13 protein-coding genes, 2 tRNA genes and 1 pseudogene are annotated in these 13,679 nt (G+C 63.9%); 10 read left to right on the top strand and 6 right to left on the bottom strand.

Going from position 1 to position 13,679, the window contains the following annotated elements; genetic code table 11:
• Positions 1-9 precede the first annotated feature (9 nt).
• The 3 genes from BES08_RS14075 to BES08_RS14065 all read right to left on the bottom strand — a co-directional run bounded on the left by BES08_RS14075 (position 10) and on the right by BES08_RS14065 (position 1,941).
• The gene (locus BES08_RS14075) at positions 10-390 is read right to left on the bottom strand and encodes a hypothetical protein (RefSeq protein ID WP_197524382.1); all 381 of its coding nucleotides are present in this window, start codon (positions 388-390) and stop codon (positions 10-12) included.
• Positions 391-820: 430 nt separating this feature from the next.
• Positions 821-1,633 (bottom strand): IS3 family transposase, encoded by an 813-nt coding sequence (locus tag BES08_RS14070; protein WP_231958231.1) that lies wholly within the window; start codon positions 1,631-1,633, stop codon positions 821-823.
• A complete protein-coding gene (locus BES08_RS14065; RefSeq protein WP_231958021.1) occupies positions 1,612-1,941 on the bottom strand; it encodes a hypothetical protein in 330 nt (109 codons plus the stop codon). Before BES08_RS14065 ends, BES08_RS14070 begins: the two co-directional genes overlap by 22 nt.
• 194 nt (positions 1,942-2,135) lie before the next feature.
• Between BES08_RS14065 and BES08_RS31845 the strand changes: the two are divergent.
• A pseudogene (locus BES08_RS31845) lies at positions 2,136-2,542 on the top strand (helix-turn-helix domain-containing protein); the annotation flags it as partial.
• A gap of 306 nt (positions 2,543-2,848) precedes the next feature.
• Here BES08_RS31845 and BES08_RS14055 read toward each other — a convergent pair.
• Positions 2,849-4,021, bottom strand: a complete 1,173-nt coding sequence (locus tag BES08_RS14055) for an IS110 family RNA-guided transposase (protein WP_069708659.1) — start codon at positions 4,019-4,021, stop codon at positions 2,849-2,851.
• A gap of 239 nt (positions 4,022-4,260) precedes the next feature.
• Between BES08_RS14055 and BES08_RS31840 the strand changes: the two genes are divergently transcribed.
• Positions 4,261-4,509: a hypothetical protein gene (locus tag BES08_RS31840; RefSeq protein ID WP_083274685.1), complete on the top strand. Its 249-nt coding sequence runs from the start codon at positions 4,261-4,263 to the stop codon at positions 4,507-4,509.
• Here the strand turns inward: BES08_RS31840 and BES08_RS14050 are convergent.
• Positions 4,480-4,556 (bottom strand) — tRNA-Arg (locus BES08_RS14050). The two genes, BES08_RS31840 and BES08_RS14050, sit on opposite strands and share 30 nt — an antisense overlap.
• 219 nt (positions 4,557-4,775) lie before the next feature.
• Positions 4,776-4,848, bottom strand: a tRNA-Arg gene (locus BES08_RS32890).
• Between the two features lie 91 nt (positions 4,849-4,939).
• Here BES08_RS32890 and BES08_RS14045 point away from each other — a divergent pair.
• From BES08_RS14045 to BES08_RS14010, 8 genes are all read left to right on the top strand, one after another.
• Positions 4,940-5,437, top strand: coding sequence for an MmcB family DNA repair protein (locus BES08_RS14045; protein ID WP_036525822.1), 498 nt, complete (start codon positions 4,940-4,942; stop codon positions 5,435-5,437).
• A gap of 378 nt (positions 5,438-5,815) precedes the next feature.
• Positions 5,816-7,246: a DEAD/DEAH box helicase gene (locus BES08_RS14040; RefSeq protein WP_069708658.1), complete on the top strand. Its 1,431-nt coding sequence runs from the start codon at positions 5,816-5,818 to the stop codon at positions 7,244-7,246.
• A 207-nt stretch (positions 7,247-7,453) separates the two neighbouring features.
• Positions 7,454-8,194, top strand: a complete 741-nt coding sequence (locus BES08_RS14035; RefSeq protein WP_069708657.1) for a sterol desaturase family protein — start codon at positions 7,454-7,456, stop codon at positions 8,192-8,194.
• 47 nt (positions 8,195-8,241) lie between these two features.
• Positions 8,242-8,604, top strand: a complete 363-nt coding sequence (locus BES08_RS14030; protein ID WP_268957450.1) for a DUF2141 domain-containing protein — start codon at positions 8,242-8,244, stop codon at positions 8,602-8,604.
• A 40-nt stretch (positions 8,605-8,644) separates the two neighbouring features.
• Entirely contained in the window at positions 8,645-9,946 is a 1,302-nt protein-coding gene (locus BES08_RS14025) for an MFS transporter (RefSeq protein ID WP_083274684.1), read from the top strand.
• Between the two features lie 92 nt (positions 9,947-10,038).
• The gene (locus tag BES08_RS14020; protein ID WP_069708656.1) at positions 10,039-11,376 is read left to right on the top strand and encodes a PAS domain-containing protein; all 1,338 of its coding nucleotides are present in this window, start codon (positions 10,039-10,041) and stop codon (positions 11,374-11,376) included.
• A 176-nt stretch (positions 11,377-11,552) separates the two neighbouring features.
• Positions 11,553-12,914 carry a M48 family metalloprotease gene (locus BES08_RS14015; protein ID WP_069708655.1) on the top strand — a complete coding sequence of 454 codons (1,362 nt, stop codon included), beginning with the start codon at positions 11,553-11,555 and terminating at the stop codon, positions 12,912-12,914.
• 43 nt (positions 12,915-12,957) lie between these two features.
• Entirely contained in the window at positions 12,958-13,656 is a 699-nt protein-coding gene (locus tag BES08_RS14010) for a DsbA family protein (protein ID WP_069708654.1), read from the top strand.
• Positions 13,657-13,679: the final 23 nt, after the last annotated feature.

Genomic DNA, 13,679 nt, shown 5'->3' with positions numbered 1-13,679 from the left:
CTAGTCGGGCTACGCCCTCCCGCCGTTCCCCGCTTGCGGCGCCAAGTGGCCTACTTTTGCGCCGCCCAACGGCCTGGTTTTGCTCCGCCGTTGACACCCGTCAGTCGTCGTGCGCTCCTTTGCCGTCCTCATATTTCCGTCCACTTCCTGGATCGGCTCCTCGACAAGAGGATGGTTCGACAGGTTGCCAAGGAAGTCCAACCCGACGCCGTAGCGGATACGGACCGAACGGATGACACGTCTGTCGACAGTGATCGGGGCGGGAAGATCGAATTCGATCTGGCGGCCGAGATAGCGCTGCTTGTCAGCAGTGAAAGCGGTCCGCTCGCGCCGGTTCTTGAGTTCCTCGGCGGCGCGCGCCTCTTTGGCTTCCACCGTCTCGCGTCGCATCCGCTCGTAGCGCCCCGTCGTTGGTCTGGCGCGGGGCGTTGCTCCGGAAGGAGCCGACATCGCAGTCGAGCTTGCGCCAAATCCGGCAAGCCGCAGAGACCGTGCACTGACTGCCCTTATAGGCCCAGTCGGCCCGAAGCTGCGATTTTGGCCAAGTTGAAGAACGTTGTGGGAACACGGCGGATGGCGTTGACGGCTGACTTGGCGGGGAATGTCGTTCCACTCCGGTAGAAGGAGTGGTTTTATGGGTTTTGGTCTTTCGAATGGAGATCTGATCGGGCGCTGGAGCCTGAGTTTTTCCGACATTGATTTTGTGAACGGCAAGCCGGAGGTGGCGCGGCTGGGATTGGCGGTTCAGTGTTGATTTCCGCTGAGAAGTGACCCGGTTCTGGAGTGAACCCCTGGGACTGGACCAGCGCAGCGTTCCAAACTAAGCCGCCTGTTGGGCGAGTTGGGTTTCAAATTCCTCTGGTGAGCGATAGCCAAGGGCGGAGTGGAGCCTTCGGGTATTGTAGATTTCCTCGATGAACCTTGGCAACCTGTCGACGACATCGGTAAAGGTTTCGTATTCGCAGAGATAGACCTCCTCGACCTTGAGCGTTTTCATGAAACTCTCGGCCTGCGCGTTATGATAAGGATTGCCGATGGCGCTCATCGAGCCCCGCAGTCCGGCGGCTTCAAGCTCATTGCGATACCGCTCGCTTGCGTATTGGCAGCCGCGGTCCGAATGGTGAATGCACCCGGGAGGTGGTTTTCTGTTTTCCAATGCAGATTGCAGCGCTGCCAGGGTCAGCGACGTATCGATCTGCCTGGACAAGGCATAGCCGACCACCTTACGGCTGCACGCATCGAGAATGACCGCGAGATAGCAGAAGCCGCGTGCAAGGCGGATATAGGTCAGATCAGCTACCCATGCCATATCAGGCCGCTCCGGGATGATGTTGCGGTATAGGTTCGGGTAGATCGGCGAGGTATGAGCGCTGTCGGTCGTTTTCACGAACCGCTTTCGCGGCTTAATCCCCAATCCGTTCTCCCTCATGATCCTGGCGATCCTTTTGTGATTGATCCTATGACCGCGGCGGTGCAATTCGTGGGTGATGCGACGATAGCCATAGCCAGGCAGATCATCCTGAATGGCCTCTATCAGCTCGACCACTTCCGTATCTGCGATCCCGCTGGACTTGTTGGGGCGGTAATAGAATGTACTCCGTGGAAGACCGATCATTTGGCATCCCCGCCTGATGGAGCAATGCGCGGGCCGGTGACAATCGATGAGTTCTCGTTGACGGGTCCTGGAGAGGGGCGCGGCGTTTTTTTGGCCATGTCCAGTTCCATGGTCAGTTGCCCGACCTTGCGCTCAAGAGCTGCAATGCGGCCCTCGTATTCCGCAACGACGCTTGCTTCGGCTTCTTCCTGATTGAGTTCGCCACGATCGAACTGGGACAGCCAGAGCTGGATGAGATTGGCGGAAACTCTATAGGTGCGCTGCGCGTCTCGGCGCCCGATGGCGCCATTGCGGATGTCCTGGCAAAGCTGCAGCTTGAACTGCATCGAGTGACGGCGGTAGGGACCTCTTGGTGACATGGACCTTCTCCATTCAAGGCCCACAGAGCGTATCAGCTTTTCTTCCTCGCTGGTCCAGTCCCAGGGGTTCACTCCATTCAGGGAGATTTTTCCACTGAGAAGTGACCCATGTTTGAACGCTATCCTGCTCGTTTTGGGCGGGAGATTCAGGAGTGTTGGACATGGCGTTTTTGAGCGTTATCCGGCGCTGGCATTTCCGGGACGGTTTATCGATCCGGGAGATTGCACGGCGCACCGGCCTGTCCCGGAATACCATTCGCAAATACCTTCGGACCGATACGATTGAGCCGAAGTTTCATGTGCCGGATCGACCAAGCAAGATCGATACTTTTGCCGAGAAGCTGTCGGGCTGGCTGAAGGCCGAGAGTCGTAAGCCTCGCAAGCAGAGGCGTACGGTCAAGCAGATTCATCTGCCGATCTGGTGAGCCTGGGTTTCGAAGGCTCTTATGGCCGTGTGGCGGCCTTTGCCCGTCGATGGAAAGAGGAACGCCAGCGCGAGCAGAATGTGAGCGGCAAGGGCGTTTTCGTTCCTCTTGCTTTTGAACCCGGCGAAGCTTTCCAGTTCGACTCACATGGGGAGAGAATGGTCAAGAATCGTTTTCCGTTGGCGTGTTCCTTTCCATCGCTATTTCGGCATCCATGGTCTGAGCCTTTTCTCCAGCACGGGCGTGTTTCCCTCGCCGGTGCAAACTCACATACGGTCGCTGTTCGAAACAGCTGCACCCTTATCCCGCTTACGTTGCGGCTGAGGCTCAGGAGGACGGGGCCATACTGGAGCACGGCGGTTTAGGCCAAATCGAACTGCGGCTCGCCCACCTGGATCCGCCCGGAATTGATCAGTCCCGGGAGATTAAAATAGCTGACAAACCCATCCTCATGCTGTTTTCATACTGGCACCCTCGATTACGACACCAGCTGTCACGTATTTCCACAAGGCGACCAACAGCTTCCGGGCCAGCGCGACAATCGTGCTCTTTTTCATGCGCCCATTATTGGACTCTACTCTCGCCTTGAACCAGATCGTCAATGCCGAGCATGGCTGGTGCCGCACCCACAGCCACGCCAATTGGATCATTGTAGTTCGTAGTCGCGCATTGCCGGCTTTGGAGACCCCTTGGTCCCGATCGATTGTGCCGCTCTGCCATGGAGAGGGCGCCAATCCGGCATAGGCCGCCACTTGTCTTCGATTATCGAAGTGGCGGAAAAGCCCTTCACCCCAGAGGATTGCAACAAACTCGGTGCCAAGGCCCCGGAGATGGAGAAGCATCTGGATGGACGCGGGTTTGGCGGTGTCGGAATTTTCTTGCATGAACAGCAATGCATCCCGTTCCCGCTCGACGACCACAATTTGGTCCAGCAATAGTTCGAGGCGGTCCAACTCACGGCCAATTTGCATTTTGACGTGAGGTGGCAGAGGACGACCATCGCCTGTGGCGAGTGCCTCCAATCGTTGACGGCGGTCGCTGCGCACGGGTCTGTAGTCGCTGATGCCCTGAGCAAAAAGAAGGCCCTTGATGCGATTGACGTGCTTGATGCGCTCGGCGATCAGAACCTTGCGCTCTCTGCAGATGCGGCGTCGATCTTCTTGCTCAGGTTCCGGCACTTTCACCATGGCGCAAACTCGAGGTTCACCGCGTTTGTAGGCCAGCAACGTTCTGACCAAGGCTTCGCCGTCTAACTTGTCTGTCTTGGCACGCCGGCTTCTGCGGGAAACGGCCACAGAAGCGGGATCCACGACATGACTTTCAATGGCGTTGGCCTGCAAAGCACGGTGTATCCAGAAGCCATCGAGTCCTGCTTCTTGGATCGTTATCACCGGATATTCAACGCCAGTTCGGGCCTTCGTTCTCGACTGAAGCTGTGTGAAGCGTTCCAACAATGCGGCCATATCGCCGCCTTTCACAGAGTGCTTCGACATTTTACCGCCGCTGCCGGGCGAGGTTGACGTTACAAGCCAGGTCGAGCGACTGAGTTCCAGCGAGACGAAAATCGCGGCGAAATCGCTGCCGAGAGCAGTTGATGCTTCGGAATTTTGTACCGTGTCCATAAAGTGCACTCCGTAAAACCGAGGAAATAGTCTGCCTCACTCTGGCTGAGTATCGGCCGTCTTTCATCCCCATGGGATCTGGAGCGAGGACTGGGCGCTGATCGGGGGCGAGCGGATCAAGCTCCAGGTAGCCCATACCAAGCTCTGCTACAGCCGGGCCTTTATGGTGCGGGCCTATCTGCTCCAGACCCATGAGATGCTGTTTTGAGCGGGCTCGTGTCCAGTCGGGCGATGACACCGTGATCGATCCGGCCAAAATCACGGCGTTCTCCGACCTCATGACGGACATTCTCGATTCGGCAGAAAACCCTGCGCGCAAGGCGTGGCTGCGATCTCTCATCTCGAAGGTCGAGGTCGATGCCGACCGTATCCGGATCGTCGGCAGCAAGGATGTGCTCAATGCCGCAGTGGCGGCTTCGGCAAATTCGGGTGAAAACGTTCAGAAATGTGTACCGGAATGGCGCACCCGACAGGATTCGAACCTGTGACCTACGGCTTCGGAGGCCGTCACTCTATCCAGCTGAGCTACGGGTGCATCAATGTTCAGATAGTATCCGCGATTGAGCAGGGTCAATCCCGAAACCATATTCTCGAATCGGCGCTCTTTGTGCAGGTCCGAAGCCTGCCAAATTCCGCCGTTCGCGCTCTACAACCTCCTTCAAGTTTGCTTCCGTGGTGCTTCCGCGACCCAGAGAGCGGTTTTCATGCTTCCGTCGATTTCCGCCAACTACTTGGCTTTCCTCGATTTTTTTAGCACCCCCAACAAGAACTCTTGACTTAGCGTTGCCTTCGGAGGGCAGCGCTCTATCCAGCTGAGCTACGGGTGCAGTGCCAGCGCGGTTAGCAGACGGAAGCGGGGCTTGCCAGCGCCAAATGCGATGACTTGTCAGTTCTCGATATGTTCCTATGATGGCGATCATGGCCGAAGCTGATTCGCTCTCCCTCGCCCCTTCGCATGGGCATACCGCCGTGGACGTGGCTCGCGGGATCGCCCGGCTGTTCGCCCGCAACGGCATCTGGTGCATGCCGGAAATGCCGCTGCGCTGTGGGCGGCGGGCCGATCTCATGGGGATCGACGCCAAGGGGCACGTCATCATCGTCGAGATCAAGGTGGCGCGCGCGGACCTGCTCGGCGACGGCAAGTGGACCGACTATCTCGACTACTGCGACCGGTTCTACTGGGGGCTCTCTCCTTTGCTGGACCGCAGCCCGCTTGAGAGCGAGGCGTTCCTGCCCGACAGTTGCGGGGTGATCGTGGCCGATGGCTACGACGCGGAAATCCTGCGCCCCGCTCCCCTGCGCCAGCTTGCCGCCGCCCGGCGCAAGGTGGAGACGGAGCGTCTGGCGCGCGCCTCGCTGCGGCGGCTGGTGACGCTGGGCGATCCGCATACGCTGCAGTGGGGGAGCGAGGGCTAAGAGAGCCCACCCCCAACCCCTCCCGCATGCGGGAGGGGAGCGAGACTTGGTCCTGACCGCAGGGAAGTGCCTAGCCGCAGCGGGGTGGGCACCACGCCAGGCTATCCGCCACAGCCGGGCACTTCTGCAACTTATCCGCAATTTTCTTGCGCTTTGCCGTAATTCACACTAAGTGACCCGCCAGCAACCGGCGTGCGGGGTCCGCCCCGCCGCAATCCGAGAGCAGCGTGAGGTCGCGGCATCCAGCCAAGACCGGCCCGGACTGGCGGTTGCGACCAACTAGCTTCCTTCCTCACGCAGGGTCGCCGCAACGACACCTCGCTGTGCGCGCGCCTTTTTTCAAAAGCCTTGCGCGCCCCGCACTTTTGAAAGTGACGCATGTCCTATTTCTCCGAACTTGGCCTCGCCGAGCCGATTCTCCGCGCGCTCGCCGTCAAGGGTTACACCGATCCCTCGCCTATCCAGCGCAAGGCGATCCCCTCGCTGCTCGAAGGCCGTGACCTCCTCGGCATCGCGCAGACCGGCACCGGCAAGACCGCCGCGTTCTCGCTGCCTTCGCTCCACCGTCTCGCGCAGGACCCCAAGCCGCGCCAGAACGCCGGCTGCCGCATGCTGGTGCTCTCGCCCACCCGCGAACTCGCCGCGCAGATCGCCGAGAACATGCGCGGCTACGCGAAGTTCCTGAACCTGACGGTCCAGTGCATCTTCGGCGGCGTGCCCGTGGGCAAGCAGGCCCGCGCGCTGGAGCGCGGCGTCGACATCCTCGTCGCCACCCCCGGCCGTCTGCTCGACCTGATCGACCAGCGCGCGCTGACGCTGCGCCACGTCGAGATCTTCGTCCTCGACGAAGCCGACCAGATGATGGACCTGGGCTTCATCGTCCCGCTCAAGCGCGTCGCCGCGCTGCTGCCCAAGACGCGCCAGAGCCTGTTCTTCTCGGCCACCATGCCGCAGGCGATCGCCGACCTCGGCCGCCAGTTCATCAACGACCCGGTCAAGGTCGAAGTGGCGCCGCAGTCGACCACCGCCGAGCGCGTCGAACAGTTCGCCACCCACATCAACCAGGCCGAGAAGCAGGCGCTGCTGACCCTCTCGCTGCGCGCGGGCCTTGCGCCTGATGCCGAGGAGAAGGCATCGCACGGCGCCATCGACCGCGCCCTGGTGTTCACCCGCACCAAGCACGGCGCCGACCGCGTGGTGCGCCACCTCGTCGCCGCCGGTATCCCGGCAGCCGCGATCCACGGCAACAAGAGCCAGGCCCAGCGCACCGCCGCCCTCGGCGGCTTCCGCCAGGGCACCGTGCGCGTCCTCGTCGCCACCGACATCGCCGCGCGCGGCATCGACGTCTCGGGCGTTTCGCACGTCTATAACTTCGAGATCCCGAACGTCGCCGAACAGTACGTCCACCGCATCGGCCGCACCGCGCGCGCCGGCGCCACCGGCGTCGCCATCAGCTACGTCGCGCCGGACGAAAAGCCCTACATCCGCGACATCGAACGCCTGACCCGCGTGAAGCTCGACCCGCTGGCGCTGCCGGAAGACTTCCAGAACCAGGCCGCACGCCTGCCCGCACCCTCGCGCAAGGTGGAGCAGCCGCAGGGCGAGCGCCGCCAGGGCGGCGGCGGACAGCGCGGCGGCAACGGCGGCGGCCGTGGCGGCCAGCCGCGCCGCGATGGCCAGCGCGGCGATCGTCCGCAAGGCGAGCGTCGTGAAGGCGGCGAGGCCGAAGGCGAGCGCAAGCGTCGCTTCCGTCCGCGCGGCCCCAAGGGGCTGGGCGCGCACAAGGGTGCGGTGAAGCGCGCAGGGTAAGAATGAAATAAAGGGAATCTGGGGCCATTGCCCCAGACCCCATTACTGTCGTCGTTGTTCGCGCAGCTACCTAGCGCGCTCCCTGCAATGGGCAGCACCGCGAAGCTGCGCGCGTGACCACGGCAGTATGGGGGTCTGGGGCCTTTGGCCCCGGGCTTTCTCTTTTTATCTTCCCCTTCCCCTCCTGAGGGCATACTCCCCGCGCCCATGGCGCTCGACGCTCCCCTTGTTGCGGTGCTTGTTTCCGCCTTTGCCATGACGGCGATCGTGGGCGTCCGTTATCTCCTCACGTCCGGCCTGTTCGCCTGGATCACTGCGCGAGTGCGGCCCGGCCATTACAAGGGCCTGGACCGCCAGATCCGCAGCGAGATCGCATGGTCGCTCGCCTCGGCCGCGATCTACGGCATTCCCTCAGGCGTCGTCGCATGGGGCTGGCGCGAGCATGGCTGGACGCGCATCTATACCGATGTGCACGACCAACCGCTCTGGTGGCTGCCGGTTTCGGTACTCGTCTACCTTTTGCTCCACGACACGTGGTTCTATTGGACCCATCGCTGGATGCACCGGCCACGGGTATTCCGCATCGCCCATGCCGTCCACCACGCCAGCCGCCCGCCTACGGCGTGGGCGGCGATGAGCTTCCATCCGACCGAAGCGCTGACCGGGGCCGTGGTGATCCCGGCGCTGGTGCTGCTGGTGCCGATCCACGTCGGCGCGCTGGGGATCGTGCTGACAATCATGACGGTGATGGGGATCACCAATCACATGGGCTGGGAGATGTTTCCCCGTGCCCTCGTTCATTCGCCGCTCGGGCGCTGGCTCATTACCGCCAGCCATCACCAGCGGCACCATGAAAGCTATCGATGCAACTACGGCCTCTATTTCCGCCACTGGGACCATCTGTGCGGCACCGATGCCGGGCTGTCACAGGCGTTCTCGCGGCCCTAAGCCTGGTCGTAGTGCTGGCCGGGGCGACGGCGCCGCAGAACACGGACGTGTCGGTTTCGGTGACGGACATGCGCTCGGCGAAGGGGCAGGTGCTGGCCTGCCTGACGACGCGGCCCGATGCCTTTCCCGATTGCGAGAAGGACCCGCAGGCCCGCAAGCTGACGGTCCCGGCGGCAAGCGACCTCCATCTGGACTTCGGCGCGGTGCCGCAGGGCCGCTATGCAGTGTCGCTGATTCACGACGAGAACGGCAACGGCAAGCTCGACACCCGGCTGATGATCCCGCGCGAAGGCTACGGCTTTTCGCGCGACGCGCCAGTGCGGATGGGCCCGCCCAAGTTCGCACAGGCCGCGTTCGATGTCGCGGGGGAACCTGTCCGCCTGGCGATCCGGATGCGATATCTGCTCTGACCGACTTGCCCCCGCCACCGCCGCGCCTTACGCCTGAAATGTGAGACGGGAAGAGGACAGGATCGAGCAGGCCGTCGAAAAGACGGTCGAGGTGGCAACGGCGGACCTTGTACCGCCTCCGCCGACGGGCGCGTTCTCGCCTTTTCGCTATCCGGTGTTCCGCGCGATCTGGACCGCCAACTTGTTCTCGAACCTCGGCGGCACGCTGCAGGGCGTTGCGGCCGCCTGGATGATGACCGAGCTGACCGCCTCGCACCAGCTCGTCGCGCTAGTGCAGGCATCGGCGACGGTTCCGATCATGCTGTTCGGCGTCTTCGCGGGCGCCATCGCCGACAACTATGACCGCCGCCTCGTCATGCTGACCGCGCAAGTGGGGATGCTGGTGGTCTCGGCCGCGCTGGCGGCGATGGCCTACGCGCACATGCTGACGCCGTTCCTGCTGCTGGCTTTCACGCTGAGCGTCGGCATCGGCACTGCGCTGAACTCCCCGGCATGGCAGGCCTCGGTGCGCCAGCAGGTAGAACCGCGCGAGCTGCCGCAGGCGATCGCGCTCAATTCGATCTCCTTCAACATCGCCCGTTCGGTCGGCCCGGCGCTGGGCGGATTGCTGATCTCCATTTGGGACGTATCGTTCGCCTTCGCTTTCAATGCGATAAGCTACATCGGCCTGATCGGCGTGCTGTTGTGGTGGAAGCCGCCGCCGCGCCAGATCGAGCGCCGCCCGATCCTGCCCGCCGTGGGCGTCGGCATCCGTTACTGCGCCACCAACCCGCAGCTACGCCGCATTCTGGCGCGCTGCTTCGCACTCGGGTTCAGCCTTGCCGCCTACCAGTCGCTGCTGCCGACCGTGGTGAACGGGCCGATCCATGGCGATGAGCTGGACTACGGGTTGATGCTCGGCCTGTTCGGCATCGGCTCGATCACCGCCGCCCCGCTGACCGGGCCGATCCGCCGCAGGATCGGGCTCGAGGGCATTCTCGCGATGGGGGCGGTGATGTTCGTGTTCTCGCTGTCGCTGATCGCCGAGGTGGACCGGATCGCCTACGCCCTGCCCGCTGCCTTCGTATCGGGCATGGCCTGGGTGATGATCCTGACGACGCTGAATACGGCCGTGCAGCTGCGTTCCCCGGATGCGATCCTCGGCCGGTGCCTGTCGATCTACCAGGCGGTGACCTTCGGCGGGATGGCCCTGGGCGCGTGGACCTGGGGGGCGCTGGCCGACTGGAGGGACCTGCCCTTCGCGCTGCACGCCGGATCGATCTTCCTGATCGTCTCCTTCGTGGCCTTACGCATCCTTGCCCCGCTGCCCAAGCCGGGCGAGGGAATCATCAAGCAGGCCTGATGATTCCGGCAAGCTCCACGGGCGCAACTTAATCCTTATTACACCATGTTGCGCCAGAACCGGCCCTCTACAGGGGCGAGTCGGGATTCGACATGGACAGTTTGCGCGGCGAGTTTTCGGGTGAAGGCAATTCCGAAGGGGAAGACGTCACCGCCGCCGCCCCGGTCGCCAAGCCGGGCAACGACGAGCGCCGCATGCAGGTGCGCGCCTACAATTTCTGGGCAAGCCTGCTGGGCGAGAAGACCTTCCCCGACATCGCCGACCTCGATCCCGCCAACTTGCCCGATTTCGGCCCGCGCAGCGTCCTGCTCGACTTCACGGACGGGATCGAAGATCCCGCCATCGCCTATGTCGGCGCGATGCTGGTGCAGGAGTGCGACGCGCAAGGGACGATCCGTCGCCTTGCCGATGTGCCCAGCGGCTCGCTGCTCTCCCGCATCACCGACCACTACATGCAGATCCTCGCCAATGAGGCGCCGATCGGGTTCGAGGCCGAGTACGTCAACCCGCAGGGCATGACGGTGCTCTATCGCGGCATCCTGATGCCCTTTTCGCGCGACGGGCAGCGGATCGACTACATCTACGGCGTGATCAACTGGAAGGAGAGCGCCGAGCCGCTGCCTCCCCGTCGCCAGCCGGGCGAGGCCGACGACGGCATGGACGGGCGCCCGGCCATGCTGCGCGCGCCCGAACCGCTGACCGACTGGGCGGACGGGCCTGCGGATTTCGGCAGTGGCGACTTCTCACTTCCCGCGATCGACGCCTATACCCCGATGGAACTGCCGAGCCCCGGCTTCTCCTTCGAGGCCGAGCCGACCTCCTTCGTCGATCACGCAATGGGCCTCGCCGACTGGCTCGCCTCCGCGCGCGAACTGGCGCTGCTGGCCCGGCGCAGCGAGGAGCGCTCGCATCAGGCGCTCTACGACGCGATCGGCCGCGCCCACGACTTCGCGCTGGCGGCGCAGGACGCCCCGGAAGACCTCGCCGAACTGATCGAGGACGCAGGGCTGAAAGCGCAGGAACGCGCGCCGCTGTTGCCGCTGGTCAAGCTCGTGTTCGGCGCCGACTACGACAAGACCCGCCTGACCGAATTCGCCACCGTCATCGCCCATGCCGGACGGATCGGCCTCGCGGTCGGCACGCTCTCCGCGCATCTCGCGGCGACGCCCGGCGGCGTGAAGGCGCTGGTCCGCGAGGAACGCCGCCTGCGCCGCGAGGAAGCCGGCACCGTGCCCGCGAATGCCCGTGAACGCCTCGCCAGCGAACTGCGCGCGATCGAGGCACGCCCGCTGGCAGAACTCGATGCCACAGGCGAGGAATTCACCGTGCTCGTCGCGCGGCGTCTGGCCAATGGCGAGGTCGTGCTGGTCGGGGAAGTGAGCGACGACGAAGCGCTGCTACAGCGGGCGGCAAGGCGGCTGTTGGGCTAAACCTCCCTTCGTCATTGCGAGCATAGCGAAGCAATCCAGGGCGGCGTAGTGTTGCCCTGGATTGCTTCGCTATGCTCGCAATGACGAAAGAGGCGTGGGCCTCGACACCTCCACCCCAACCGTGCATGCATGCGGCTTCATCGCCGGTTAAGCCCCCGGGGTCCCCAAGAGAGCCGATGCCCAAGCTGCGACTACCTGCCCTGCTGTTCGCGATTCCCGCGCTGCTCGGGGCCTGCGCCGCTCCCGCTTCGGCCCAGTCGATCCTGCGCGATGCCGAAACCGAAGCGCTGCTGCGCGACATGGCCGCGCCGCTGGTCAAGGCCTCGGGCCTGAGGCCGGGCGACGTCGACATCGTCCTCGTCAACGATTCCTCGGTCAACGCCTTCGTCGCGGGCGGGCAGGCGGTCTACGTCAATTCCGGGCTCATCGACGAGGCGGACACCGCCGCCGAAGTGCAGGGCGTCGTCGCGCACGAACTCGGCCACGTGACCGGCGGCCATGCGGTGCTCAACATGGGCGGCAAGGGCGCGACCAATATCTCGCTGCTCTCGCTCCTGCTCGGCGCGGCGGCCGCGGCGGCGGGCGGCGGCGAGGCGGCGATGGGCGTCATCATGGCCGGGCAGCAGGCGGCGATGGGCAAGTATCTCGCCTATAACCGCTCGCAGGAAGCCTCGGCCGACGCGGCGGGCGCGCAGTATCTGTCGAAGGCCGGGATCAGCGGGCGCGGCTCCATCGCCTTCTTCGAGAAGCTCCAGAACATGGAGTTCCGCTACGGCTACCGCCCCAAGGACGGGGACGAGTTCTACTCCAGCCACCCCCTGACCGGCGACCGCATCGCCACGCTCAAGGACACCTACGAGAAGGACGCCGCCTGGGAAAAGCCGGACGACGCGGCGATCCAGAAACGCTTCCTGCGCGCCAAGGCCAAGCTCTTCGGCTTCCTTGCCGAGCCTTATCAGGTCCTGCGCAAGTACCCGATGACCGACAACTCGGTCCCCGCCCGTTACGCCCGCGCCTATGCCTTCCATCGCGAATCGAAGTTCGCCGAGGCCCGCGCCGAAACCGAGGCGCTGATCGCCACCGATCCGAACGATCCCTATTTCCTGGAGCTCGACGGCCAGATCCTGCTCGAGGCGGGCAAGCCTGCCGAAGCGCTGCCTATGCTGCGCAAGGCCAACGCGATTTCCGGCAACACGCCGCTGATCGCCACCCTCTTCGGCCACGCGCTGATGGCGACCGAGGACCCGGCAAACTACAAGGAAGCGCAGGAAGTCCTCAAGACTGCCGCCGCGCGCGACCGGGAGAACCCTTTCACCTGGTATCAGCTGGGCATGATCTACGCCGCCAACGGCGACATGCCCCGCGCCTACCTCGCCAGCGCCGAGCAGCAGGTGCTCTCCGGCCGCATGGAGGAAGCCCTGCGCAGCGCCCAGGCGGCAGAGACGGGGCTGGCGCAAGGCTCACCGGACTGGATCCGCGCGCAGGACATCGAGATGCAGGCGCGTGCCGAACTGGAACGCGACAAGAAGCGGCGCTAAAGCGTCCGCAAAACGCCAATCAAGACAGGTATTTATCAACGTCATGAGTACAGCCGGCAAGTTCGCAATGGGGATCGTGGGACTGGCCGTCGTCGGCGGCGCAGGCTGGTACGGCGGCCGCATCGCCGTGCAGCACGTGGTCCACGACTACATCCTCGAAAACCCTGAGATACTGCCGCAGGCGATGGACGAACTGCGCCGCCGCGAAGCCGCCAAGGCGCTCGGCGGAGTCCGTCAGGCGGTCGAGACGCCCTTCCCCGGCGCCGTGCTCGGCAATCCGAACGGCAAGGTCACGCTGGTCGAGTTCTCCGACTATGCCTGCGGTTACTGCCGCCAGAGCCTGCCCGACGTCGCCCAGCTGATCGCGAAGAACCCGGACCTGCGCATCGTCGTGCGCGAACTGCCGATCATCAGCCCGCACAGCCCGGATGCCGCCAAGATGGCCCTCGCCGCCGCCGAACAGGGCAAGTACGCCCAGTTCCACGATGCCATGTACAAGGCCGGACAGGTCGATGCGCCCACCATCGAGGCAGTCGCCAAGGCCATCGGCCTCGACATGGACCGCGCCCGCCGCATCGCCGCCAGCCCGACGGTGGAGGCCGAGCTTGGCCGCAGCATGGAAATGGCCCAGCGCCTCGGCTTCTCCGGCACCCCCAGCTGGATCGCGGGCGACAAGCTCATTCCCGGCGCGGTCGGCTTCGACCAGTTGTCGGAAGCCGTGAAGGCCGCACGTGGCGCATGATTTGAAACCTTTACAAGATCGTC

The sequence above is a fragment of the Novosphingobium resinovorum genome (assembly GCF_001742225.1).
Lineage (GTDB): Bacteria > Pseudomonadota > Alphaproteobacteria > Sphingomonadales > Sphingomonadaceae > Novosphingobium > Novosphingobium resinovorum_A.
The sequence above is the reverse complement of the archived record's forward strand: the minus strand, read 5'-3'. Positions and strand labels throughout refer to the sequence as shown.

Coding starts and splice junctions, on each gene's coding strand:
- BES08_RS14065 (WP_231958021.1), bottom strand. CDS start 1,941: ATGCAGTTCAAGCTGCAGCTTTGCCAGGACATCCGCAATGGCGCCATC.
- BES08_RS14055 (WP_069708659.1), bottom strand. CDS start 4,021: ATGGACACGGTACAAAATTCCGAAGCATCAACTGCTCTCGGCAGCGAT.
- BES08_RS14045 (WP_036525822.1), top strand. CDS start 4,940: ATGGCCGAAGCTGATTCGCTCTCCCTCGCCCCTTCGCATGGGCATACC.
- BES08_RS14020 (WP_069708656.1), top strand. CDS start 10,039: ATGGACAGTTTGCGCGGCGAGTTTTCGGGTGAAGGCAATTCCGAAGGG.
- BES08_RS14040 (WP_069708658.1), top strand. CDS start 5,816: ATGTCCTATTTCTCCGAACTTGGCCTCGCCGAGCCGATTCTCCGCGCG.
- BES08_RS14035 (WP_069708657.1), top strand. CDS start 7,454: ATGGCGCTCGACGCTCCCCTTGTTGCGGTGCTTGTTTCCGCCTTTGCC.
- BES08_RS14010 (WP_069708654.1), top strand. CDS start 12,958: ATGAGTACAGCCGGCAAGTTCGCAATGGGGATCGTGGGACTGGCCGTC.
- BES08_RS14075 (WP_197524382.1), bottom strand. CDS start 390: ATGCGACGCGAGACGGTGGAAGCCAAAGAGGCGCGCGCCGCCGAGGAA.
- BES08_RS14015 (WP_069708655.1), top strand. CDS start 11,553: ATGCCCAAGCTGCGACTACCTGCCCTGCTGTTCGCGATTCCCGCGCTG.